The organism is Serinicoccus hydrothermalis (assembly GCF_001685415.1).
Taxonomy (GTDB): Bacteria; Actinomycetota; Actinomycetes; order Actinomycetales; family Dermatophilaceae; genus Ornithinicoccus; species Ornithinicoccus hydrothermalis.
In genome coordinates this window covers 971,696-995,579 of the sequence record NZ_CP014989.1, presented here as the reverse complement: position 1 = coordinate 995,579, position 23,884 = coordinate 971,696, and the positions used below count along the sequence as shown (strand labels likewise).

22 protein-coding genes are annotated in these 23,884 nt (G+C 69.7%); 17 read left to right on the top strand and 5 right to left on the bottom strand.

The features are described 5' to 3' along the window. Positions 1-1,086 precede the first annotated feature (1,086 nt). Positions 1,087-1,863 carry a peptidoglycan-binding domain-containing protein gene (locus SGUI_RS04640; protein WP_066636908.1) on the top strand — a complete coding sequence of 259 codons (777 nt, stop codon included), beginning with the start codon at positions 1,087-1,089 and terminating at the stop codon, positions 1,861-1,863. Here SGUI_RS04640 and istB read toward each other — a convergent pair. Both istB and istA read right to left on the bottom strand, forming a co-directional pair. Continuing rightward, a complete protein-coding gene (istB, locus tag SGUI_RS04635) occupies positions 1,823-2,623 on the bottom strand; it encodes an IS21-like element helper ATPase IstB (protein ID WP_066636906.1) in 801 nt (266 codons plus the stop codon). The two genes, SGUI_RS04640 and istB, sit on opposite strands and share 41 nt — an antisense overlap. Then, on the bottom strand, positions 2,620-4,173 hold the full coding sequence (gene istA / locus SGUI_RS04630) for an IS21 family transposase (RefSeq protein WP_066636904.1): 1,554 nt from the start codon (positions 4,171-4,173) through the stop codon (positions 2,620-2,622). The genes istB and istA overlap by 4 nt, the downstream gene beginning before the upstream one ends. 132 nt (positions 4,174-4,305) lie before the next feature. Here istA and SGUI_RS17810 point away from each other — a divergent pair, with 132 nt between their 5' ends. From SGUI_RS17810 to coaE, 11 genes are all read left to right on the top strand, one after another. Beyond that, positions 4,306-4,677: a hypothetical protein gene (locus SGUI_RS17810; protein WP_066636900.1), complete on the top strand. Its 372-nt coding sequence runs from the start codon at positions 4,306-4,308 to the stop codon at positions 4,675-4,677. A 4-nt stretch (positions 4,678-4,681) separates the two neighbouring features. Continuing rightward, positions 4,682-5,383 carry an ABC transporter ATP-binding protein gene (locus SGUI_RS04620; protein ID WP_066636897.1) on the top strand — a complete coding sequence of 234 codons (702 nt, stop codon included), beginning with the start codon at positions 4,682-4,684 and terminating at the stop codon, positions 5,381-5,383. Continuing rightward, positions 5,380-6,486, top strand: coding sequence for an FtsX-like permease family protein (locus SGUI_RS04615; RefSeq protein WP_066636894.1), 1,107 nt, complete (start codon positions 5,380-5,382; stop codon positions 6,484-6,486). The genes SGUI_RS04620 and SGUI_RS04615 overlap by 4 nt, the downstream gene beginning before the upstream one ends. A 423-nt stretch (positions 6,487-6,909) precedes the next feature. Next, positions 6,910-7,527 carry a hypothetical protein gene (locus SGUI_RS17320; protein WP_157621740.1) on the top strand — a complete coding sequence of 206 codons (618 nt, stop codon included), beginning with the start codon at positions 6,910-6,912 and terminating at the stop codon, positions 7,525-7,527. Between the two features lie 967 nt (positions 7,528-8,494). Beyond that, entirely contained in the window at positions 8,495-9,220 is a 726-nt protein-coding gene (locus SGUI_RS16985; protein ID WP_191090948.1) for an ABC transporter ATP-binding protein, read from the top strand. Beyond that, a complete protein-coding gene (locus tag SGUI_RS04605) occupies positions 9,186-10,379 on the top strand; it encodes an ABC transporter permease (RefSeq protein WP_066636889.1) in 1,194 nt (397 codons plus the stop codon). The genes SGUI_RS16985 and SGUI_RS04605 overlap by 35 nt, the downstream gene beginning before the upstream one ends. A gap of 44 nt (positions 10,380-10,423) precedes the next feature. Further along, the gene (locus SGUI_RS04600; RefSeq protein ID WP_157621739.1) at positions 10,424-10,960 is read left to right on the top strand and encodes a hypothetical protein; all 537 of its coding nucleotides are present in this window, start codon (positions 10,424-10,426) and stop codon (positions 10,958-10,960) included. Between the two features lie 592 nt (positions 10,961-11,552). After that, positions 11,553-11,675: a hypothetical protein gene (locus tag SGUI_RS18220; RefSeq protein WP_257784409.1), complete on the top strand. Its 123-nt coding sequence runs from the start codon at positions 11,553-11,555 to the stop codon at positions 11,673-11,675. Further along, positions 11,672-12,055: a type II toxin-antitoxin system VapC family toxin gene (locus SGUI_RS04590; RefSeq protein ID WP_066636881.1), complete on the top strand. Its 384-nt coding sequence runs from the start codon at positions 11,672-11,674 to the stop codon at positions 12,053-12,055. Before SGUI_RS18220 ends, SGUI_RS04590 begins: the two co-directional genes overlap by 4 nt. 106 nt (positions 12,056-12,161) lie before the next feature. Beyond that, a complete protein-coding gene (locus SGUI_RS04585) occupies positions 12,162-12,836 on the top strand; it encodes a VOC family protein (RefSeq protein WP_066636878.1) in 675 nt (224 codons plus the stop codon). Beyond that, a complete protein-coding gene (coaE, locus tag SGUI_RS04580) occupies positions 12,833-14,050 on the top strand; it encodes a dephospho-CoA kinase (protein WP_066636875.1) in 1,218 nt (405 codons plus the stop codon). Before SGUI_RS04585 ends, coaE begins: the two co-directional genes overlap by 4 nt. Positions 14,051-14,077: 27 nt before the next feature. On the opposite strand, the gene SGUI_RS04575 is transcribed toward coaE, so the two are convergent. Beyond that, positions 14,078-16,213 carry a S9 family peptidase gene (locus tag SGUI_RS04575; protein ID WP_066636872.1) on the bottom strand — a complete coding sequence of 712 codons (2,136 nt, stop codon included), beginning with the start codon at positions 16,211-16,213 and terminating at the stop codon, positions 14,078-14,080. Between the two features lie 98 nt (positions 16,214-16,311). Between SGUI_RS04575 and SGUI_RS04570 the strand changes: the two genes are divergently transcribed. After that, a complete protein-coding gene (locus SGUI_RS04570; RefSeq protein WP_066636869.1) occupies positions 16,312-17,295 on the top strand; it encodes a PAC2 family protein in 984 nt (327 codons plus the stop codon). Here SGUI_RS04570 and SGUI_RS04565 read toward each other — a convergent pair. Continuing rightward, positions 17,271-17,924 carry a hypothetical protein gene (locus SGUI_RS04565; protein WP_066636867.1) on the bottom strand — a complete coding sequence of 218 codons (654 nt, stop codon included), beginning with the start codon at positions 17,922-17,924 and terminating at the stop codon, positions 17,271-17,273. The two genes, SGUI_RS04570 and SGUI_RS04565, sit on opposite strands and share 25 nt — an antisense overlap. 81 nt (positions 17,925-18,005) lie before the next feature. Here SGUI_RS04565 and SGUI_RS04560 point away from each other — a divergent pair, with 81 nt between their 5' ends. The 4 genes from SGUI_RS04560 (at position 18,006) to SGUI_RS04545 (ending at position 22,333) form a co-directional block, all read left to right on the top strand. Beyond that, positions 18,006-18,728 (top strand): EcsC family protein, encoded by a 723-nt coding sequence (locus tag SGUI_RS04560; protein WP_237141453.1) that lies wholly within the window; start codon positions 18,006-18,008, stop codon positions 18,726-18,728. Positions 18,729-18,789: 61 nt separating this feature from the next. Then, positions 18,790-20,004: a DUF4192 domain-containing protein gene (locus SGUI_RS04555; RefSeq protein ID WP_066636863.1), complete on the top strand. Its 1,215-nt coding sequence runs from the start codon at positions 18,790-18,792 to the stop codon at positions 20,002-20,004. A gap of 44 nt (positions 20,005-20,048) precedes the next feature. Next, positions 20,049-20,456 carry a universal stress protein gene (locus SGUI_RS04550; RefSeq protein WP_066636860.1) on the top strand — a complete coding sequence of 136 codons (408 nt, stop codon included), beginning with the start codon at positions 20,049-20,051 and terminating at the stop codon, positions 20,454-20,456. Between the two features lie 167 nt (positions 20,457-20,623). Continuing rightward, positions 20,624-22,333 (top strand): RNA polymerase sigma factor, encoded by a 1,710-nt coding sequence (locus SGUI_RS04545; protein ID WP_066636857.1) that lies wholly within the window; start codon positions 20,624-20,626, stop codon positions 22,331-22,333. A gap of 114 nt (positions 22,334-22,447) precedes the next feature. Here SGUI_RS04545 and zwf read toward each other — a convergent pair whose 3' ends face one another. Then, positions 22,448-23,884, bottom strand: a complete 1,437-nt coding sequence (gene zwf / locus SGUI_RS04540; RefSeq protein WP_066636854.1) for a glucose-6-phosphate dehydrogenase — start codon at positions 23,882-23,884, stop codon at positions 22,448-22,450.

Below are 23,884 nucleotides of genomic sequence, written 5' to 3'. Positions count from 1 at the left end.
CCCAGGACCGCGCGGCGCGGCGAGAAATGTCAGCCTTCGCGGTCCAGCACCAGGGACGACACGGTCTGGTCGAACCTCGCGGGCACGACAAGGAACGACGGGATTCGCGAGTGACCAGACCAGCCTCCCGGTAGGTACCTAGCGACCAAGACTCCGCCACAGGCAGTACGGGAGGAGTGCCCCTCGTCATCCCTCACGAGAAGAGGTACCCCTTCCGCAACTACAAGGTCCGCTTGGATCGGGGGAACGTCACCTCGCGGCGCAGAAAGTACCCCAAACACCGTTGCCGAAGTCCTTGTACCTGATCTTCGACTTCGACCAGGCGCCATTGGAGCTGTACCACCCAGTGTAGTGGGGGGAGTACCGGTAGGTGGTCGCGTTGCTTGTGCTCTTGTACCCGTGCGCCTGCATGCCAGGATCCATCTGCGTCGTGAGGCTCAAGATCTTCCCGCTAGAACACTGCGGCCAGTTGCGGCTCCAGTTTGTCTACCCCCGGCCGCTTGAGCGAGGACTGCCGTTCCCAATGCGAGGGCAGCTGCGGCTGAACCACAGGTCAGCCATTTCCACTGCCTAGAGCATGCTGGGTTCCCTCCTTCCGGCATAGCCGAAGATGGCAGCAGGGAGTACGGCCCGTTCACGGAGGCTCAGGATGAAGATTTCATACGTGCAGATGAAGTTTGCCGAGCACAGTACCCATTAGAGTTCGACTACGCCCGCGATGCAAATCCCGATGACTGGGCCAGGGTTTATGAACACCAGAAGTCATCGTGGATCCCGTGCATGCGAGAACAGTTTGGCATCGATTTGGGGGAGATTCCGTCAAAAGAAGCATTTATAGCAAATCCAAATTGGGTCAATGTTGAAAGATTCAATCTTGAACTGCAGCAGTCGGTGGACGAAGGATCGTTGGAACACATGAACGCTTGGGTTACACAGTGTCCAGATCTGCCGGAAACAGCGGCTAACGAAACAACGGAATAGACAGAAGTGCGCCGAATCGTAGGGATCCTATTAGTCCTGCTGTTGGTTTCAGGCACTGGAAGTGCGGCTTGGTGGGCGTCGCGGGCGACGTTGCCGGACAGCTCGGTGGGCGAGTCGAGCTCGCCGGCCGCCGGTGAGGTGGTGTGGGGTGAGGTGGTGCCGGGGTCGGTGGGGCGGTCGTTGCCGTTGTCGACCACAGTGCGTCAGCCGGTGGGGGTGGTGGCGGTGAACGGGTTGTCTGGGGTGGTGACCTCGACGTCGCCGGGCCGGGTGGAGTCCGGTGGTGTGGTGTATGTGGTGGGGCGGACACCGGTGAGGGTGGTGCAGGCGCAGGAACCGTTCTGGCGGGAGCTGTCGCGGGGTGTGCGCGGTGAGGACGTGGCCGCGTTGCAGGAGCTGCTCGCCGCTGGGGGGTACCTGGACGCTGAGGCCGATGGTGATTTCGGTCAGGCGACTGAGGATGCGGTGGAGGCGTGGCAGGAGGAGCAGGGGTTGCCGGAGTCTGGGGTGGTGGGCTTGGGGGAGCTGGTCGCGGTGCCGGACCTGCCGGTCACGGTCACGGTCGGTGAGGCGATCAGCGTGGGGGCCCAGGTGTCGGGTGGTGAGGACGCGGTGCTGGCGCCGACGGGGGAACGGGACTTCGTGCTGGTGGTGACCGCGGAGCAGGCCCGGTTGATCCCGGCCGAGGCGACCGTGGAGATGAGCTTCGAGGACCAGCAGTGGACGGGTGAGAATGACAAGTCCATTTGGCCCCACTGTGCTGTTCTGATTTGGCCCCACCCTCGGGGGGGGGGGGGGGGGCTGAGGGCGTGTCGATGGTGCTCGGTCTCCCCGGAGGGGGTCAGCGTGGTGGGGTCACCTCCTGGCGGGTGCGGGTGGTAGCGAGTCGGTAGGACTGGGTGCCGGTGTTGATGATGTGGGCGTTGAAGGTGAGCCGGTCGACGACGGCGGCGGCCAGTCGGGGGTCGGTGAAGGTGGTGCCCCACTCGCTGAACGGGGCGTTGGACGCGCAGGCGATGGAGGCTCGTTCCTCGCGGGCGGTGATGATCTGGAAGAGCAGCTCGGCCCCGCGGGGGTCGAGGTGGACGTAGCCGATCTCGTCCAGGCACAGCAGGTCCAGTCGGGCGTACCGGTTGACCACGCGGGTGAGCTGCTTGTCGTCGGCGGCCTCGGTCAGCTCGTTGACCAGGGCCGCGGTGGTGATGTAGCGGACCCGGTGACCCTGCTCGGCCGCGGCCATGCCCAGGGCGATGAGTAGGTGCGTCTTGCCGGTTCCGGAGTCGCCGAGCAGCACCAGCGGTTGCCCGGCCTCGATCCACGCGCCGGTGCCCAGGTGGGCCAGGGTCGCGGCGGGCAGGTCGGGCAGGCGGGCGGTGTCGAAGTCGGACAGGCGCTTGTGGCGGGGGAACTTGGCCTCGTTGATCCGACGTTGTCGGCGCCGGTGCTCACGGTCGTCGCACTCGGCGGAGAGCACCTCGGCCAGGAATGCCAGGTGGGTCAGGCGGGCCTTGGCCGCCGCGGCCGCGTACCGGGCGGCTTCCTCCCGCACGGTCGGCAGCCCCAGGGCCTTGGCGGCGGCGGTGACCGCGGCCTGGGCGGCGTCGGCACCGAGCGCGGTGACCGCTGGCGTGGCCGCGCTCATGCTCCGGCCCCGGTGAGCAGCTGGTCGTAGGAACCCAGGCAGGGCGCCGGGCGGTGGACCAGGGCCGCTGGTGGTGCACCCTCGGGCACGGGCACCGGTGGCGGGCTGGGCGTCGCGTGCAGGAGCCGGCGGGCGGTCATGGCGATGACGTCGGCGTCGAAGACCCCGGCTGTCGTGGCCTCGGTGATCCCGGTCAGCACCGCGTGGGTGGGCAGGGTGCGGTGCAGCAGCAGCGCCTCGATCAACGCCCTGGTGCCGCCGCTGTCGCCCAGGCGGGCACGGGCGGCCCTCCAGTACGCCTCGTGGACCGGGGTGAACGTCCGGTTCGCCCGGGCGGTCGCCAACGCGCTCGAGCCGGCCAGGGCGCCGGGTTTGCGGGTCAGGACCTCCAGGTAGTGGTCCAGCACCAGGTCCTGGGAGCCCTTGTGCAGGGAGCGGACGTGCTCGGCGATCACCGTGCCGCGGTCCAGCACCCGCACGGTCGTGGCGCCGAGCGCGACGTCCAGGCGGGTCCCGGCGTAGCGGGCCGGGACCGAGTAGTACGACTGGCGCACGCACACTCGCGCCTTGGCGTCCACCCGCACCGACAGTGCCGCCGAAGCGTCGAAGGGGACTGGTGGCAACGCCAGCAGCAGCGGGGCCTCGTCCGCGAACATGGCTCCGACGGTGACCCGGCGGGCGCCGATGCGGCGGGCGTCGTCGCGGGCGTCGGCGGCGGCCATCGCCTCGTTCAGCGCGGCCAGGGAGCCCACGTGCGGGACCGGGGTCAGGTGCCGGCGACGGAACCGGCCGATCTCTCCTTCGACCCCGCCTTTCTCGTGCGCGCCCTCGATCCCGGGCTGGCAGTAGAAAGAGTCGAAGCCGTAGTGCGACCGCAGGGCAACGAAGCGTGGGTGTTCGAACCGTTCCCTGCCCAACGCGCACCGGATGACCGCGGGCTTGAGGTTGTCGTAGCGGATCATCCCGGTCGGTGTCCCGCCGAACGCGGCGAACGCGCGCACGTGCCCGTCCAGGAAAGACTCCTGGGACTGGTTGGCGTAGGCGTAGTGGAACGCCCGGCCCGAGTGCGACAGGCGCATGCAGAACATCCACAGCCGCAGCACGACGCCGCCGATGCTGGCGCGGAACTCACCGAAGTCGACCTCGGCCTCCTCACCCGGCGGGTGCTCCTGGACGATCATCACCTGGGTCTGTGACCCGGCGACCTCGGCGCGTAGGCCGGCCACGAGGTTGCGCACCGTGGACTCGGCCACGACCGCTCCTTCCTCCTCGATCAGCCGCTGCCAGACCCGGCGGGCGGTGTGCCGCTGCTTGCGGGGCGCGTCCAGGTCCTGCGTCAACCAGGACCGCACGAGTTCCACGTGCGCACCCGTGACAGGTGCCTCACGCTCGGGCACCTTCCGTGGCGGTGGGACCGCGTCGGCCAACGCCGCACGGACCGTGCGCCGGTGCACACGGTGCTTCCTGGCGAGCTCTCTGATCGACAGGCCTTCATCGCGCCGGTCGCGTCGGATACGTTCGAACTGCTCCACTCTCGATCTCTCCTTCACCCTCCACCTCCGTGATCGCCTTGGCAGACGATCCGGACAGTAGAGGGAAGTTCGGGGTCGAGGGTGGGGCCACTTCAGACCAGCACTACACCTCCAAGTGGGGCCACTTCAGACTGGCACACTCAGACGGGGGTGATCGCCGGGTCGGAGGTGGACGAGTCGGGGTCGACGGTGTTCGAGCTGACCGCGCCGGACGGTGGGCCGGTGTGCGGGGACGAGTGTGGGGTGCTGCCGGGGGATGAGCAGGTCACGTTGCGCTCTGAGGTCGTCATCACGCCGCGGGTCGAGGGTGCCAGTGTCCCGGCAGCGGCGGTGCGCACCCGGGCCGACGGGACGGCATATCTCGTCACCGGGCAGGGGGAGGTGGATGTCGAGGTCATCGGTTCGGGTCAGGGGATCGCGATCGTGGACGGCGACGGCATCGAGCCCGGCATGCCGGTCCTGGTCACCGGCGAGCCGGCTGCTGTCTCGGGCGAGGGCGCGGATACCACCGAGGGCGGGTGAGACGTTGCTGGCGGTGAAGGACCTGTCGTTCGCCTACCGGCGGGGTGCGGAGGAACTGTTCGGGGGGTTGTCCCACGCGTTCACGCCGGGGGTGGTGACGGCGGTGACGGGCCCGTCGGGGCGGGGCAAGTCGACGTTGCTGTACGTGCTGGGGTTGATGTTGACCCCGTCGCAGGGGCGGGTGCTGCTGGACGGTGAGGCGGTCTCGGCCGCGCCGGATGCGGCGCGGGTGCGGGTGCGGGCGCACCGGATCGGGTTCGTGTTCCAGGATGCGGCGTTGGACCCGACCCGGACCGTGCTGGACTCGGTCATCGAGCCTGCGTTGTATGCCGGGTGGCGGCTGGGTGATGCCCGGGCCAGCGGCTCGGGGTTGCTGGAGCAGATGGGGGTCTCGGCGCGGGCGGGTCACCGGCCGGGAGAGATCAGCGGTGGGCAGGCGCAACGGGTGGCGGTGTGCCGTGCCCTGGTGACCGACCCGGTGGTCGTGCTGGCCGATGAGCCGACGGGCAACCTGGACCGGGACAATGCCGCCGGGGTGCTGGCAGCGCTGTCCGCAGCCGCCGGCGGCCCCGATCAGGCGGCAGAGAATCCGGGGAAGGGGGCGGGCGAGGCGCCCGCAGGGGGTGGGTCTGGGGGGCGGACGGTGGTGATCGCCACGCACGACCCGTTCGTGCTGGACCATGCGGATGAGGTGCTGGCCCTATGAGGTGGGTGCTGGTGTTGCGGGAGGCGGCCGCGACGGCGTGGGCGTCCAAGGTGCCCTCGGCGTTGGTCGGGTTGCTGGTCGCGGTGATGTGCGCGGCCACGATCGCCACCGTGGGCCGCACCGCCGCCGCGGAGCAACAGCTGACGGACCGGTTGGACGAGGCCGGGTCCCGGGTGTTGGCCGTTGCCGACGCACGTGGTGAGGGTCTGCTGCCGGCGACGGTGGTGGACCAGGCGAGCACCCTGTCGACCGTGGAGCGTGGGGTGGGGACCCTGATCCCGGTCGATGTCGTCAACGGGGTCATCGGGCAGGGCGGGACCCGGGTGCCCGCGTGGGGGGTGCATGGTGACCTGGCCGCGGTCGCCGACCTCACGGCGGGGCGCTGGCCCGGCCCGGGCGAGGCGATCGTCACCGACACCGCGATGACACAGCTCGGGATGGCCGACCCGGTCGGGTGGGTCGCGTTGGCCTCGACCAGCGAGGTCGACGACTGGTCCGTGGTCGGGACGTTCACCCCCAGGGACCCGTTCGGTGACTACGCCGCTGGGGTGTTGTACGTCGCGCCCAGCCACCAGCCGATGGACACCCTGCAGGTGGTGCTGACCGACGCATCGGCCGCGCAGGCCACCCAGGCCAGTGTCCTGGCTCTGGTCGACCCGCCCACCCCGGACGCGGTCACCATCACCTCCCCCGTCTCGTTGGCCGACCTGCAGGGCCAGGTCACCGGCGACCTTGCCGCGTTCGGTGCGACCTTGCTGCTCGGGGTGCTCGGCGGCGGTGCCCTGCTCGTGGCGATCGTCGTCCTGGCCGATGTCCTCGTCCGCCGCAAGGACCTCGGCCGCCGCCGCGCCCTGGGCGCTACCAGGGCCACGATCATCACCCTCGTGATCGGCCGCACCCTGACCCCCGCCATCCTCGGCGCCGCCCTCGGGGTCGCAGCAGGGCTGGCCCTGGCCGCCCGCCTCGGCCCGGACACCGTCCCCCCGGCCGACTTCACCACCGGCACCGCCACCCTCGCCCTCATCGCCGCGACCACCGCCGCCATACCCCCCGCCCTGTACGCCGCCACCCGAGACCCCGTCCGCATCCTCCGAACTCCGTAAGACTCGACCGCGTGACGAACGTCTTCCTGTTCACCTCTGGCTTCGCAACTGATTCAGATGGGAGTCTTGACTGCCTTGATTAGGGGAGGTACCATTATCGCCCAAGCTGGGGCAGGCGGCACTGCAACGCTGGCCTATGCGATACTGCAGACACGGGGTCGAAGTTCTGCGCGACTGGTCAGAACGCGGCTAGTCGAGGTTACCGCGCAGGATATCAGAATCATCGCATCTACGGATTCCGAGGGGATGTTGTGAAGTTCAGGCAGCTCCCGTATTCAATAAGTATGAAATCTACAGGGCGACAAGTAAAGCAGGGCTGTCAGAGCCCCACCGGATGGCAAACGCTTGAGGGTATGCTTCCAAGAGCCTGGGGTCAGTAGGTTCGTTCTTCACCTCGTACTAGCCAACTAGGATTAAAACTTGATGAGGAATAGCCGACTTTCGTCGATGGGTGCAGTTGCGGCATTTATTTCGGTAACAGTTAGTGGGTGCGCTTCAAGTAACTCCGACAACAGTGATGATGCTGGCAGCACTGGATCGCCAGAAAGAGAAAACGAACTAAAAGACTACGCCGAAGTTCTCGGCGTAGATGATCCACCGGATGTTACAGTTGTCCGAGAGGTTTCCCCTGAGGACCAAATGGTCGCTGTTCGAGACTGTATGGCCGAATCAGGATTCACGGTGTCCGACCCAGACTCGTTGAACCTGGAGTGGGAAGTTCCGGAGGGGCAAGGTGAGGCATTCTCGCTGGCAATTTATACTTGCAATGCTCAATATCCAATCGCTCAAGAATTTCGCGGCGCCTTGGACGCCGATGGGCGAGGGGTCTTGTATGACCACTGGGTAGATGACACGATTCCGTGCTTGGAATCCCTGGGATACTCAGTTGATACTCCTCCATCTCGGGAGGCTTTCATGGCCGGGGCAGTCTGGGACCCGAGAGCTTCCACTATGGAACAGGTTCTTGCGGATGTTGACCAAGGACGTTGGAGTACCGAGGAATCCGTCTACGGTGAAGAGTGTCCCACCGAGCCTGAGTGACGTCGACGTGGACCCTTCTTCTCGGGTATCCACCGGCTACTCACTATTGAGGCCCTTTCGCAGACCCTCCTCAGAGTCCACCGCTTGCGCCGCGGGCGAGGGCGCCCCTCCGGCGACCAGCTCCTCCTCGACACAATTTCGCAGTGTCGCCTGATTCAAGTCCAGCAGCGACCCGACACGCCGCCGGGCCCCCACCTTCGACTCCTTGCCCTCGGCCAACCGATCCCGGTACGCTCAGCGTCGCTCGCTCCTGGAACTCCCTGTCGTACTTCCTCGGTGCTGCTGCCATGCAGAACCAGTCTCCCTTGCTAGATCAGCACCCTCCGGGAGACTCAAGACGGTTCAGGACCGCCTCACTGACTGAGGCTCACGAGTTCTAACTGGTGAGCTGGCGGGCCCTACTTGGTGCCCTGGTTGGGGATGTCGTAGGTCCACACCTCGTTCACCTGCGCCCCGGTCGGAAAACTAGCCCGGGGGTTGACGGCTTCTAAGAAGGGGTGCAATTTCCGAGAAAGGAGAAGGGTACTGAGTCCCTTGGACTGGAGTTTTCCATGAGTACATCACGGAAGGTTGCGGCTCCTCTGCTGGCGTCGTTGCTCGTTGTTGGACCGGGAGCTGTGGCAGCCTTCGCCGCAGGCCAGTACGTTCCATCGACGGGCCAGGTCACATTCTACTACGATGTCCCATCTGGCTCGGGCAACAGTTACAGGGTGTGGGGCTCGGGCAGCAATGACAGGATGTGCATGGATGCACCCGGGTCCAGTTCGTATGCCACGTTCGTCGGAAATGTGAAGTGGCACAGAACATGCCAGGCTGACCCGAATCAGGCCTCGGCGTCGCGGCAGTACCGCGCTTCGGCTTACGCTTCTGGTCAGTACTCCTCGTACACTTCACGAGAATATTACGCCCGCTCGACCTGGAACTACTCAGGAAATCTGACTGGTAAGCCGAGCGGATACGTGCAGATTTGCTACTGAAGGTCGAGGGCGTCTACCACACCTATCGACGCTCTGGTCAGGGCCTCTCTGGCGTCTCATTTGAGTCGGCCGGCAAATGTCTGGCGCTGCTGGGTCCCAACGGGGCTGGCAAGTCAACACTCTTGGGGTTGGTCACCGGTGCGCTGAAGCTGCAGCAAGGAACTATAGAGGCAGCCGACGTCAGAGGTCTGGTCGGTTACGTTCCCCAGGACCTCCAGATCGACGGAGGTCTGACGTGCCACCAGTTTCTCAACTACTGCGCCTGGCTCAAGCGTCTGTCACCACGACTCTGGGCCGATGAGGTGAGAAGGGTTCTGGGTATCGTGGGGCTGGTGGGGAAGGCCTCCGACAAGGTGGGATCCCTTTCTGGCGGGATGCGCCGCCGGCTCGCCGTGGCTCAGGCGCTCCTTGGGGACCCGGGCTTGATCGTGCTCGATGAGCCGACCAACGCACTGGATCCGACTCAGCGACGAAGCCTCCTGCAGACGATCCGGGGCATGTCGGAGACCACCGGAGTCCTCATGTCGACCCATCTGGTGGAGGATGCTGCCGCGGTAGCCGATGACGTCGTCATACTGAACGGGGGCAGAGTCGCCTGGTCCGGGCTCAAGCCGCCCGCCGGACCATCGGCTCAGGAGAGCTCGAGCCAGAAGCTCGAGTCACTGTTCATCCAGGTTCTGCATGATCGAGATGGGCATGTTCCCGATCATCCGTGACAGGGCCACCTCTGGCTTCCCTCTTGCCGGCGGCTTCGTCCTGCTCGTGGCTGCCCTCATCATCGGTTGGTCCCTCGGGCCGTTACCAGATGGAGCTGATGGCGCCAACGCCGCGAACATGGCGCTGACCAGTGTATTCTTCCTCGGACCAGTCGCAGCCGGCGTAGCGACCGCTCAGGCGAGCAAGGATGGCCGAGCCAACGTCAGCGAGCTGGTCAGAGCTACCCCGCGCGGCCAGTTCGGCAGTGGTTGTGTGCTGGTCGTTGCCGTCATGATCTGGGCTGTGCTCGCCTACCTCGGGATTCTGGTGGCTGGTCTGCAGCGCGGTTCCACAGGAATCTTCAGGTGGTCTGATCTGTCCTTGGTAGCTGCGGCGCTCTCCCTCATCCTGCTGTGCACAACGGTGGGAACGGCCGTGGGATACCGATGGAGTTCGACCAAGTCTGCTCTGATGGTAGCTGTGCTGTCCTTCGCCCTCCTGTACGGCGGCGGCTACATCGAACTCTGGTCCGCGCGCTGGGCCACGGTCTATCCCGGGACTGCCTTTCCGATCTTCCTCCAGCCTAACGTCGGCCTTAACAGCGGAAAAGCGCTAATAGCGGCGGGGCTGAGTGTCCTTCTGGCGGCCACGCTCATGGCGCGATGGCGCGTGCGCGCCGTGGGCGTAGGGTTCCTCGGTCTCGTCGCCGGGCTCGCGATCGTGTCGACTTCCCCGAACTGGCCGGCGGTGCAGGCGCGCACCGACGATCCGACCTGTCGTTCTCTCAATAGCTACACCGTATGTACATGGCCGCAACAGGCCGAGAGGATTCCCGCAGCGATCGACGCCCTCCAACAAGTCGACATGCTGGTGGGTGACGTTTATACCCTTCCCTCGACCTATCGCCAGATCGGTGCCGGCACGCCTGATGCTGAGGATGTCCACATCGGCTCGCTGCCACAGGAGGATGGTCAGGAGGTGCGTGAGCGGACCATGGCAGATCTTGCGGTGCGCTCCCTGCCGGCCGGCTCGTGCCCCGATCCTGAAGCCGAGGCGGCACGCAACGACCTGTCCGCGTGGCTCCAGGCAGTCGCACAAAATATGGCGCCCTTGGGAGGGGAGGTGCCCCGGGCGACGGTGGCCGGCTGGGTCGCGAGCGTGCAGCGGTGCGAGTCTTGAACATTCGCCACTGGGGGAGCTGGTGGAACGTCCGACTCGCCGTCTTGCTCGCCATCCTGGCCGTGCTCGCGCCTGTGCTCCTGGGCCCGCTGTTCACCACACCCCAGCTCAACGCAGTGGGAGTCGTGGTGCAGGGTCCGAGCGCCATCCTGAGCGGCCTCGTGGGCGCCTTCGCCGTCACACTCCTTCTCAAGGAGCCGGTGACCGTCCTGCCCTGGGTGGGACCGCGCGACATCAGGATATGGCGGATGCTTCGGGTGGCTTTGCTCATGGCGTCGATAGTGGTGGCCATGGTCTTGCTCGGCGGGGGTCAGGCTTCAGGTCCGGTGCTGGTGTGCTTGCTCAGCCTGAGCGGGGAGGCTCTTCTCGCGGCCGCCGTCCTGTGGGAGGAGATCGCATGGGCCCTCCCCGTGATCCATGCGGGAATGACGTTGACCTTCGGTACCGACGTCTTTGGGACGCCCTTGTCGTGGGCCTGGATCCTCCAACGTGAACCCACGATGGGTCACGTCGCCTTCTCTACCGTGCTCTTCGCGATCGGACTGCTCACTTGGGCTCGTCGACGGCCACGCGTCCACTGAAGCTGCTAGCGGACATGCCAATCTCCCTGTAGGCGGACAGGTACTTCACTGCTGACGGACAGTTGATCTCCCTGTCCGTGGGCCGACTAGGTGAGTAAGTCCAAGGGGGTGTTGCTGGTGTGGCGTGTGTGAATCGGGGTGACGGTGCGAGCTGCTCGGCTGAGAGCCCGCGTTCATTTCTTGATCGGCTGTTCTCGGGAGCTGGACAGGCACCTGGTGGTGGGCAGTTGGTGGAGCGTCCCTCCGGCCGGCTGACAGGCCCCGCGGGGAGCGGCAGAACCCCGTGCACGTACCTGAGTTGGCTTAGTGCCTTGCAGTCGTCTGTTTGAGGTCATCGCCCGGCACCGCCACCCCCTCCCTGCGAGCAGCCGCGCCCAGCCCGACCGACTACCCCACTGGATCAGTTGTCCACAGGGGGGTACCACCCCTGAGCAGAGGGCATACACTTGGATATGCCCACCCTCGCCCCCGGCACCAGGTCACGGAGATCGACGAGCTCTCCGACGCGCTCGACGTCGCCCAGGCGAGATGGCCCGACCTCAGCCGCGGTCAGCTCATCACCCGCCTGGCTCTCGAGGGCCATCGACTGATCGTGAGCCAGCAGCGTGACGAGCACGCCGACCGGCTCACGGCGTTGCGTCGGCACCGGGGGACCCTGACCGGGGTCTACCCGACGTACCACCTGGAGCAGCTGCGCGAGGACTGGCCGAGGTGATCGTGCTCGATGCCAGCGTCCTCATCGGCGATCTCGACGGTGACGACGCCCACCACGGCGCGGCGCTCGCCCTGCTCACCCGGGAGTCCGCAGACACCTTCGCGGTCGACGTGCTCACGCACGCCGAGATCCTCGTGGCGCCGACCCGGGTCGGCCGCGGCGAGGACGTCGAGCTGCTCATGCAGGACCTGCAGATCGAGACGCTGCCCCTGCCGGTCGAGAGCGCCGGGGCCCTCGCCGACCTTCGTGTCACGACCGCGCTGAGGATGCCGGACTGCTGCGTCGCCATCAGCGCGCAGCAGCACCGGGCCCGGCTCGCGACCTTCGACCGGGGGCTGGGGCGCGTTGCCCGAAAGCTCGGTATCGAGGTCGTCAGCTAGGCATACCGCGCGGCTGGTGGACGCAGACCGTGCGGCCGGTCGGCGCATACCGTGCGGCCGGTGGTCGCAAACCGTGCGGCCGGTCGGGATCTGGCAGAGTCGCGGTATGTCCTCCCAGACGCTCACCGACCACGCCCTGTCCACCGATCCCGAGCTCGCCGACTGGCGGGTGCTGCGCGGGCGGCTGCACGCCCGCTTCGCGACGGGAGACTTCGCGGCCGGGGCGCGCCTGGTGGCGCGGATCGCCGAGCTGGCCGACGAGGTGGACCACCACCCGGACGTCGACCTGCGCTACCCGCACGTCACCGTCTCGACGGTCAGCCACGACGTCGGCGCGCTCACCACCCGTGACCGTGCCCTGGCGGTCGCGGTCAGCGCCGCCGCGGCCGAGCTCGGGCTGGAGGCGAGGCCGCACGAGGTCTCCGAGCTCGAGGTCGCCCTCGACGTGATGGACGCCCCCTCGGTCGAGCCGTTCTGGGCCGCGGTCCTGGGGTATGCCGAGACCGAGGAGGACCACCTCGAGGACCCGGCCGGCCGGCTGGCGCCGATGTGGTTCCAGCAGATGGACGAGGCCCGTACCCAGCGGGGCCGCTTCCACCTCGACCTCGACGTGCCGCACGACCTCGCGCAGGAGCGGGTCGTGGCCGCGCTCGCGGCCGGCGGCCACCTGGTCACCGACGAGTTCGCCCCGTCCTGGTGGGTCCTCGCGGACGCCGAGGGCAACGAGGTCTGCGTCTGCACCTGGCAGGGACGCGAGGGCAGCGGAGAGACGCCGGCATGACGTTGCGCGTCGGGCTCTCCGGCGGCATCGGGTCGGGCAAGTCCACCGTGTCGGCCCGGCTGGCCGAGCTCGGTGCGGTCGTCGTGGACGCCGACGCGGTGGCGCGCGAGGTGGTCGAGCCCGGTATGCCGGCGCTGGAGCAGATCGCCGAGCGCTTCGGTCCCGACGTGCTGGCCGCCGACGGGTCCCTGGACCGGCCGGCGCTGGGCCGGGTCGTCTTCGCGAACGAGCAGGCCCGGCGTGACCTGGAGGCCATCACGCACCCGCAGATCCGGCGCCGCTCCGCCGAGCTCATGGACGCCGCGCCGGACGACGCGGTCGTCGTCCACGACATCCCGCTGCTCGTGGAGATGGGTCTGGCCGCCGACTACGCGCTCACCGTCATCGTCGACGTGCCCGAGGAGGAGCGGTTGCGCCGTCTGGTGGAACTTCGCGGCATGGACGAGCAGGCGGCGCGCTCCCGGATCACCGCCCAGGCCGACGACGCCGCCCGCGCCGCGGCCGCCGACGTGCTGCTCGACAACTCCGGCACCGTGGAGGAGCTCCACGAGCAGGTCGACCGCCTCTGGCAGGACCGGCTGCTGCCCTTCGAGCGGTGGCTGCGCGCGGGGGAGGCGGCGAGGGCCCCGGAGGAGCTCGTCGTGGTCCCGCCCGACCCGACCTGGCCCGCCCAGGCGGAGCGGCTCCTGGCCCGGTTGCGCGCCGCCGTCCCCGCAGCCGCCCTCGTGCGCGCCGACCACATCGGCAGCACGAGCGTCCCGGGGCTGGCCGCGAAGGACGTGGTCGACCTCCAGCTGGTCGTCCGTGACCTCGGTGATCTCGACGACGAGAAGGTCAGGTCGGCGCTGGCGCGACGCGGTTTCGTGACCGTCCACGACGACTCGTGGGACCACGCCCACCCCGGGCCGGCCGGGCTGCCCCGGGACAGTCCGGAGACATGGCCGAAACGGCTCCTCGGCGACGCCGACCCGGCCCGCGTCACCCACGTCCACGTCCGGTCGGTCGACTCGCCCGCGTGGACCCTCGCCCTGCTCTTCCGCGACTGGTTGCGGGCGGTCCCGGACGAGAGGGACCGGTATGCGCGGCTCAAGGCCGGCCACGTCGCGGCGGGGACGCCGCGGAAGGACTACGCGCAGGCGAAGGAGCCGTGGTTCGCGGAGGCCTTCGTCCGGGCGCGTGCCTGGGGCGACGCCGCGGGGTGGCACCCAGCCTGACCGGCGCCCCCCGCCCAGCCGTGACGGTCAGTCGGCCTCCGGCGGGGCGAGGCCGAGGTGCTCGGCGGCCGGCGGCGGCTCCTGGCCCAGCACGTGCTCGGCGAGGAAGGCGCTGACCGTGGCATACCAGACCTTCGCGTGCTGCGGCTTCAGGATCCAGTGGTTCTCGTGCGGGAAGAAGAGGAAGCGGTGCGCGGTGGTGCCGTCCTCCGCCTGCGGCAGCCCGGAGCGGGAGAGCAGCTCGTACCAGAGGCGCAGCCCCTCGCCGATCGGCACGCGGTAGTCCTTGTCGCCGTGGATGACGAGCATCGGGGTGACGATGTCCTCGACGAAACGGTGCGGGCTGTTGGCCTGCCCCATCTCCTCGGTCATCTCCCGCTGCCAGTAGAACGCGGCGTCCGTCGTGGGGCCGAAGCCGTCCAGCGCCCACAGCGAGGCATGCGTGACGATGGCCCGGAACCGGTCGGTGTGCCCGGCGATCCAGTTGGCCATGTAGCCACCGAAGGAGCCGCCCATCGCCGCCGTGCGCTCGGCGTCGAGATCGTCGCGCGCGAGCGCGGCATCGGTGATCGCCATGAGGTCGGTGTAGGGCGCCTGGCCCCACGCGCCCCAGCCGCGCTGCACGAAGTCCTGCCCGTAGCCGGTGGACAGCGCCGGGTCCGGCAGCAGGACGGCATACCCCTGGGCGGTCATGAGCCAGGGGTTCCACCGCCAGGTCCAGGCGTTCCACGAGCCGAGCGGGCCGCCGTGGACCCACAGCAGGGTGGGGTGCCCGGCCGACGAGGCGGGCGCCTCCTCGGGGAGCGCCAGCCAGGCGCGGACCGGGCTGCCGTCCTCCGCCGTGGTCTCGACCTCCTCCAGCCGGCCCGGGACCTCGGGACGCTCGGCCGGGCCGGGCAGCCGGGTGACGTCGCCGCTCGCGAGGTCCACGCGGGCCAGCTCGGGCGGAAAGAGGTAGGAGGAGCGCACGCCGTAGGCGGTGGTGCCGTCGGGGGAGAGGACGAGGTCGCTCCACGCGGCGTCGTCCCGGGTGACCCGGGTGACCTCGCCGGTGGCGACGTCGACCCGGAAGACCGGCCTCCGTCCCTCGCTGTCGGCGAGGACGAGCACCGAGCCGCCGTCCGGGGTCCAGGCGACCGGCTGCGCCCAGCGGTCCCAGTCGTGCGCGAGCGGGGTGAGCTCCCCGGTCGCGGTGTCCATGAGGTGCATCCGCGGGTGCGGCGCGGTCGTCGGCGAGGTGATCTCGCTGACGACCACGACGGCGCGCGAGCCGTCCGGGCTCACCGGCCCGGCGTGCGCCTCCTGGCCCGCGGTGTCGAAGAGCGTGCGCGTCCCGCCGCCGTCCAGGTCGACCCGCACGATGCCCTCGCGCAGGTCGGCGCGGCCCTGCGGGACGGTGAGCCCGACGAGCATGAAGCTGCCGTCCGGGGCGACCTGCGGGCTGGGCTCGTGCAGGGGCGCGGGCAGGTCGCCGGTGAGCAGGCGAAGGTGCACCTCGCGCGCCCGGTCGGTCGTGCCCGGCAGCGCGGCCCCGGGCTGGCCGTCCGGGTCGTCCTCGGGCACGGCGTCGACGCCCGGCGCGGGGCCGTCGTCGAGGGCGAAGACCTGGGGCCGCTCCGGGCCGAGGTCGTGGTCCCAGAACCGGATGGGGTAGGTCGTGTGCAGGATCGCGTCCACCTTGGCCTTCGTGCGGCCCTCCGCGAGCTGCGCGTGCTCGGCCTCGGTGGAGGCGCCGGGCAGCAGCCCCGCGGTGACGAGGACCCGGTCGGCGTCCCGGGCGGCGGTCACCGCCGCGACGCCCCCGGGGCGGCGCAGCAGCACCCGGGCCTCACCGCCGTGGCCCGGGATGGTCCAGAGTGCCGCACCCTCGGCCGCGTCCTCCTCGTCGTCGGGGTCGGGGCGGCTCGAGGTGAAGTAGAGGTCGCCGTCGGCTCCGAAGGCCGCGCCGCTCTCGCCCTTGGCGCTGCGCGTGATCCGGTATGCCTCCCGCTCGCCCGTCGGGTCCACCTCCCACAGCGCCGAGACGTAGCCGGTGCCGGAGGGGTTGAGGGTCGCCGCCGAGGTGACCAGGCGGGTGCCGTCCGGGCTCAGGGCGAGCCCCGAGACGCGCGGGAGGGCGACGTAGTGGGACAGGTCGTGGAAGGCGGTCCGGGGAGAGGGCATACCCCGTTCCTATCATCGGGACCTGCCCGTGCCGCGCCGAGATGGAATCCTGGGGGTCGGACCGACGTTGTGCTGGGCAGACCCCGAGAGGAGACACCGTGACGACGCACTCGCCGCTGTTCCGGCTGGAGGCGGACGCCGCCCGCCAGCCGAAGCCCGCACCCCTGCTGCTGGTCTCGCTGGACGGATTCCTCGATGCCGGCCAGGTGCGCTCCACGCTGGCCGAGCACCTGCTCGACACGCTCGAGCACGAGGTGGTCGCGACGTTCGAGGTCGACGACCTCGTCGACTACCGGTCGCGGCGCCCGCTCATGACCTTCGACTCCGACCACTACACCGACTACGACGATCCCTCGCTCATCCTCTACCGGATGATGGACGCCTCCGGCGAGCCCTTCCTGCTCCTGCACGGCGTGGAGCCGGATTTCCGGTGGGAGGGCTTCGTCGAGGCGGTGCGCCAGCTCGGGATGGCCTTCGGGGTCCGGCGGATGGTCAGCGCCCACGGCATCCCCATGGCGGTGCCGCACACGCGTCCGGTCGGCACGACCCGCTTCGCCAGCGACTCCTCGGTGCTCGGTGAGCACACCCCGATCTTCGGGCAGGTGCGCATCCCCTCCAGCGCCGACTCGCTGCTGCACCTGCGGCTCGCCGAGTCCGGGCTGCTCACCATGGGCGTCGCGGTGCACGTGCCGCACTACCTCGCCGAGACGCAGTTCGGCGACGCCGTCGTGGCCGCCGCCGACGCGCTCATGGACCTCACCGGCCTCGTGATCCCCACCACCGACCTCGTCGCGATGGCCGGGCTCACCCGTGGCCGGATCGAGGAGGAGCTCGCGAGCAACGACGAGGCGCGCGAGGTCGTCGAGGGGCTGGAGCAGCGCTACGACCACTTCGTCGAGGGCCAGCGCCGCAAGAGCCTGCTCGCCGCCGAGGTCGCCAACCTGCCCAGCGCGGACGAGATCGGCGCCCAGCTCGAGGCATACCTGCGCGACCCGGAGGCCGTCGAGGAGACCGAGGGGGCCGAGGGTCCCGACGAGGACGACGTGCCCCCGGCCGGTCAGGGCGGCGGCGGCAGGTCGTAGCGCGGACCCGTGGGTCCGCCCGCCTGACCCGGTGGACCGGAGGGCGGCGGGCCGTAGGGGTCCTGCGGCGGGGGAGAGGTGCGCGGGTCGAGGGTGTATGCCCCCGGGTCGGGCCCCTGCTCCACCTCGACCGTGCGCCGGCGGGCGAGCACGGCCAGCACCGCGCAGACCAGGCCCAGGGGGAGCAGGAGCAGGCCGAGCGTGAGACCGGTGCCGCCGCGCAGCCCCGTCGGCGCGGTCGCCGGCCCGAACGGCCCGGCGTAGACCGTGTCCTCGGTGTCGCACACCAGCGGCTGGTCCCCGGTGGGGTGACTGCCGCCGGTGCGGGCGACCTCGTGGAACTCCTCGCCGGCGACACGCGTGGTGAAGTCCTCCGTCGGCCGGTCCAGGGCCTGGTCGTCGAGCGTGCAGACCGTGTCCGCCCGGGTGTCCGGGCTGCGGGACCAGACCGACATCCCCTCCTCGCCCACGCTCACCAGGTCACCGGGCCGGGCGCCCACCATGTCCGCGCCGGACCGGTCGCCGGGGCCGGTGAGGGACAGGGTGAGGAGCACCAGACCGGCCAGGGTGAGCAGCGCCGCGAGCGGCCAGAGGACGCGCGTCCCCGGAGGCCGCTGCGGAGACGTCATACCGCGCAACCTATCGCGCACCCCAGGGCCGTGCGTGTCAGGATGAGGCGCAGACAGGCCCCCGACAAGAGGAGAGATGACGTGGCTCGACGTGAGTCCGAGGTGGCGACCGAGAAGTCCGAGACGTCCGAGGACGGCCCGCTCGACAAGCTGGCCAACGTCTTCGTCGGCAGGTTGCTCGACTACGGCGTGGACGGCGTGGGGCCGGTGCAGTCCTCCAGCGAGGTGCTGGCCCGGGTCCGCAACAACAAGGGGGAGGACGACGAGAAGGTCGTCAACGCCATCGTCTCCGAGCACATCAGGAAGGCCGCCGTCGGTGGTTTCCTCACCGGCATGGGCGGCATCTTCACGATGCCCGTGGCGATCCCCGTCAACGTGCTGGAGTTCTACACCCTCGCGACCCGCATGGTGGCGGCCATCGCCGAGCACCGCGGCTACGACGTCAGGAGCAAGGAGGCACGCTCGGCCGTGCTGCTCTCGCTCGTCGGCGCGGACGCGGACGAGCTCATGCGCAAGGCGGGCGTCTCCACCGCGGCGGGTCTCACCGGCTCGGGCCGGCTGGCCACGCTCGCGATGTCGCGGCTGCCCAAGGCCGCGGCCATGATGGTCAACAAGGCGGTCGGGTTCCGGCTGCTCACCGCGGTCGGCGGCAGGGCGCTGGGCCGCCTCATCCGCTTCGTCCCCGTGGCCGGCGGTGTCGTCGGTGCCGGGCTCGACGGCTACCTCATGAAGCGGATCGCCGACCACGCCCGGGCCGAGTTCGCCCCGAGGGCGGCCGCGGCGGTGGACCAACCGACCGGCTGAGTTATCCACAGATCGCGAGCGGGCCCGTTCCGGCGGGCCCGCTCGCGGCACGCTGGGGGGTATGACGACACCTGAGCCCGGGGGGCGCTCACGCCGGCCCGACGACGACCACGACCACGACCTCGACACCGTCCACGCGTCTCCACCCGCAGCCGACGCGCCGGCCCGCGTGCGGGGCGCCCGGCAGCTGGTCGGCCTCCTGCCCCAGCTCATCGGCTACCACCCCGACCACAGCGTGGTCGTGGTCGCCTCCGAGCTGCTGCCCGGGCGCGGTCCGCAGCTGGGGCAGATGGTCTGCAGCGCGCGGCTGGACCTGCCGCCGGCCGACGCCATGCAGGACCACCTGGACGCGGTGCGGGCCCCGCTGCGGCAGGCCCGCGACGTCGCCTCCGGGGCGGTGCTCCTCACCGTGGTGGGCTACGACCTGCCCGAGCGCGAGCCCACGGTGGTCGAGGAGGAGCACGCGCTCGCGCTGGAGTCAGCGGCCCGCCGGCTGGCGGCCGCGACCGGGACCCACCTGCACGACCTGCTCCTGGTGCGGGATCAGGGGCGGCAGCTGAGCGCCCTGGTGCAGGACGGTGACGACGTGCCCGACCGCGACCGGGGCTGGACCCCGGTGCCGGCCCCTGCGGACGTGCCGGCCGCGGCCGACCTCGTCCTGGCCGGCAGGGCGGCGCTGCCCAGCCGTGCGGAGGTGGTGCAGCAGGTCCGTCAGCGGGACGAGACCGCCGCGAACGCCACGGGCGTGGCGCTCGGCATCCTGGAGCTGGACCTGACCCGGCTCGACCCCGGCGCCAGGCTCGGGGCGCTGGCGGCGTGGGTGGTCGACGGGGTCCGGCCCTCGGCGCGCGAGCGGGCCGGGATCGCCGTGCTCCTCGCCGAGCGCGAGCTGCGCGACGCCGTGCTGGCCCGCTGGTTGCCCGAGCTCGGCTGGGACGCCGCCGTCAGTACTCACAGCCTCATGGAACGGTGCCCGGGGTTGGCCCCGGTCCGCGCCGAGGAGTGGCGCGACCCGGTGGCGAGGCTCCTGTCCCTGGCCGGCCAGCTCCCGCAGGGCCTCGACACGCCGGTCCTCACGATGGTGGCCATGATCGCCTGGGTGCGCGGCGACGGCACCCTGGCCAACGAGGCCGTGGACCTCGCGCTCGAGCGCGACCCCCGGTATACCCTCGCGCAGCTCGTGCGGCGGGCCACCGAGGCCGGTCTGCGCCCGCCACGGCCGGCCGGCACCGGCAACCGCTCGGCCCGGCGGTCAGGGGGACGACCGGCCGCCTGAGGTTGGTAGCCTCTCCCGAAGGCTGTCACGTCAGGAGGAGATCGATGTCGATCATCGTTGGCTACATCCCCACGCGCGAGGGGCGGGCGGCCCTGGGGGCGGCGCGCACCGAGGCGCTGCTGCGCAAGGTCCGGCTCGTCGTCGTCAACTCCCACCGCGGGGGCCGTGACTTCGACGCGGGGGAGGCGCGGCGCTTCGAGGAGGAGCTGGAGGCCGTGGGCGCCGAGCTGGACGAGGCGGGCATCGAGCACGAGGTGCGGGCCCTGGCCCACGGCAACGAGCCGGCCGAGGACCTCATCGAGGTGGCGGCCGAGTCCGACGCCGACCTCATCGTCATCGGCCTGCGGCGGCGCACGCCCATCGGCAAGCTCATCCTCGGGTCCAACGCCCAGCGGATCCTGCTCGAGGCCCAGTGCCCGGTGCTGGCCGTCAAGGCCGGGGAGGGCGACTGACACCCGGTGGTGGGACGCCGGGAATGTGTCATCACCCCGACGGGTTTTATAATGGTGTCAGTCGCGTGCCGCACCCGGCACCGCTCACCACTTCCTGAACCGCGTCGGGGCGCCTCGCTGCCCCGGCCGCGGCATACCTGCGTCGTCAGAAAGAGTTGGTTTCGCCCGTGACAGCCAGGACGTCCCGCACCAGCACCCCCGAACTCCCGCCCGCCTTCGAGCACGAGGCCCTGCGTGCCCTCCTGGCGAGCGGGACCGAGCAGGGCTACGTCGAGGCCGAGCAGATCAAGACCGCCCTCGAGGCGGCCGAGGTCACGGCGGCGGCGTCGCAGAAGAAGGTGCTGCGCGTCTTCAGCGACCAGGCGATCGAGGTGCGTAACGCCGAGCCCGCCACGACGCGGCGACGCGCGACCCCCGCCAAGAAGAAGTCGACCTCGACGGGCACGAAGACGACCAAGGCCTCCGGCACGGGGACCAAGACCTCCGGGTCGACGAGCAAGACGTCCGGCGCGGCCAAGAAGACCGCGACGACGGGCGCGAAGAAGACCGCTACCACCGCGAAGAAGACCGCTGCGGACGCCGCCGAGACCGGCTCCGACTCCACGGGGACGACGAAGAGCACGCCGAAGAAGAGCACGACCTCGCGCTCCAAGAGCTCGGGCAGCACCCGTGCGGCGGCCAAGACCGCGGCCGGCGCGACGGGCACCAAGGCCGCCGCGACCGCCGACGCCGGCGCCGCTCCCAAGGGTCGCCGGAAGAAGAAGGACGTCGTCGACGAGATCGTCGAGGCCGACGCCGCGGAGCAGGCCGAGATAGAGGCTGCCGAGGAGGCGGAGGAGACCGCCGAGGCCGAGACCCCCGAGGTCGCCAAGACCAAGACCCCGGCCACGAAGGGCGACGAGGACAGCTTCACCCTGTCCACCGCCGACGACGACGACGCACCGGCCCAGCAGGTCGTGACCGCCGGTGCCACCGCCGACCCGGTCAAGGACTACCTCAAGCAGATCGGCAAGGTCGCCCTCCTCAACGCCGAGCAGGAGGTCGAGCTGGCCAAGCGCATCGAGGCCGGTCTCTTCGCCGAGGAGAAGCTCAACTCGGGCGAGAAGGTCGAGGCCAAGCTCAAGCGCGAGCTCTGGTGGATCTCCAACGACGGCAAGAACGCCAAGAACCACCTGCTCGAGGCCAACCTGCGCCTCGTCGTCTCGCTGGCCAAGCGGTACACCGGTCGCGGCATGCTCTTCCTGGACCTCATCCAGGAGGGCAACCTCGGACTCATCCGCGCCGTCGAGAAGTTCGACTACACCAAGGGCTACAAGTTCTCGACCTACGCGACGTGGTGGATCCGCCAGGCGATCACCCGCGCGATGGCCGACCAGGCCCGCACCATCCGCATCCCGGTGCACATGGTCGAGGTCATCAACAAGCTGGCCCGCGTGCAGCGCCAGATGCTGCAGGACCTCGGTCGCGAGCCCACCCCCGAGGAGCTCGCCGCCGAGCTGGACATGACCCCGGAGAAGGTGGTCGAGGTCCAGAAGTACGGCCGCGAGCCGATCTCCCTGCACACCCCGCTCGGCGAGGACGGCGACAGCGAGTTCGGCGACCTCATCGAGGACTCCGAGGCCGTGGTGCCGGCGGACGCCGTGTCGTTCACCCTGCTCCAGGAGCAGCTGCACTCGGTCCTGGACACCCTGTCCGAGCGCGAGGCCGGCGTGGTGTCCATGCGCTTCGGCCTCTCCGACGGCCAGCCCAAGACGCTGGACGAGATCGGCAAGGTCTACGGCGTCACCCGCGAGCGGATCCGGCAGATCGAGTCCAAGACGATGTCGAAGCTGCGCCACCCGTCCCGCTCCCAGGTCCTGCGCGACTACCTCGACTGACCCGCACCTCCGTACCCGGACCGGACATACCGTGTGTCCCGGACGCAAGGTATGCCCGGTCGGGTCGGCGCGGACGGAAGGTGTGTCCGGTCGGGGTCAGGTAGGTCAGCTCGGTCAGGTCTTCGAGCTCGACTCGCGCCACTGCCGCTCGAAGGGCAGGCGCCAGGTGAACGGCGTGATGAGCTGGTGGATCTGGTTCGGCCCCCACGAGCCCTTCTGGTAGGGCCGCACCACCGGCGGGTTGTCGAGCAGCGGCTGGGAGATCTCCCACAACCGCTCGATGCCGGAGGCCGAGACGAAGAGCGTGCGGTCGCCGCGGGCGGCGTCGTAGATCAGCCGCTCGTAGGCCTCGAGCACCGAGCCGGCCCAGTCGGTGTCCTGCATGGAGAACTGCATCGACAGCTTGTCCAGCTTCATGCCCGGGCCGGGCCGCTTGCCGTAGAAGCTCAGCGACATGCGGGCGCGGTCGGCGAGGTCGAAGGTCAGGTGGTCCGGCCCGTGGTCGCCCACGCCGGAGCCGGGCGGGAACATCGACTGCGGGGGCTCGCGGTAGGCGATGGAGATGATCCGGGCACCCTCGGCCAGCTCCTTGCCGGTCCGCAGGTAGAACGGCACCCCCGCCCAGCGCCAGTTGTCGATGAAACACTTCAGCGCGACGAAGGTCTCGGTCTGGCTGTCGTCGGCGACCCCCTTCTCGTCCCGGTAGCCGACGTACTGCCCGCGCACCACGTTGCCCGGCTCGAGCGGCAGCATGGAGCGGAAGACCTTGTTCTTCTCCCGGCTGATCGCCTGCGGCTCCAGCGACGTGGGTGGCTCCATCGCGGTGAAGGCGAGGATCTGGAACAGGTGGGTCACGACCATGTCGCGGTAGGCCCCGGTCTGCTCGTAGAAGTCGCCCCGCTGGGACAGGCCCAGCGTCTCGGGCACGTCGATCTGGATGTGGTCGATGTGGTTGCGGTGCCAGATCGGCTCGAACAGACCGTTGGCGAAGCGGAAGGCCAGGATGTTCTGCGCCGGCTCCTTGCCGAGGAAGTGGTCGATCCGGAAGATCTGCTCCTCGTCGAAGACCTCGTGCAGCTGGCCGTTGAGCTTCACCGCCGACTCGTAGTCGGTGCCGAAGGGCTTCTCCATGATGATCCGGCTGCGCTCGACCAGACCCGCCTCGCCGATCGTCCCGACCGCCTTGAGCGCGGCCCTGGGCGGCACCGACAGGTAGTGCAGGCGCAGCAGCTCACCGCCGCCCAGCTCCTCCTCGGAGCGGTCGACGGCCTCCCGCAGCGCCTGCGGCCCGGCGGTGCCGGAAACGTAGTCCAGCCGCTGGGCGAAGTCCCGCAGCGCGGAGTCGTCGCTGTTGCGGACGCTGAACTCCTTGACCGCCTCCACGGCCAGGTCGCGGAACTCGTCCACCGACATCTCGTCCAGGGAGGTCCCGACGACCCGCAGGTCGTCGACCAGCCCGGAGAGGTAGAGGTGGAGCAGACCGGGGATGAGCTTGCGCCGGGCGAGGTCACCGGTCGCGCCGAAGAGGATCACGGTCAGCGGTGCGGTCAT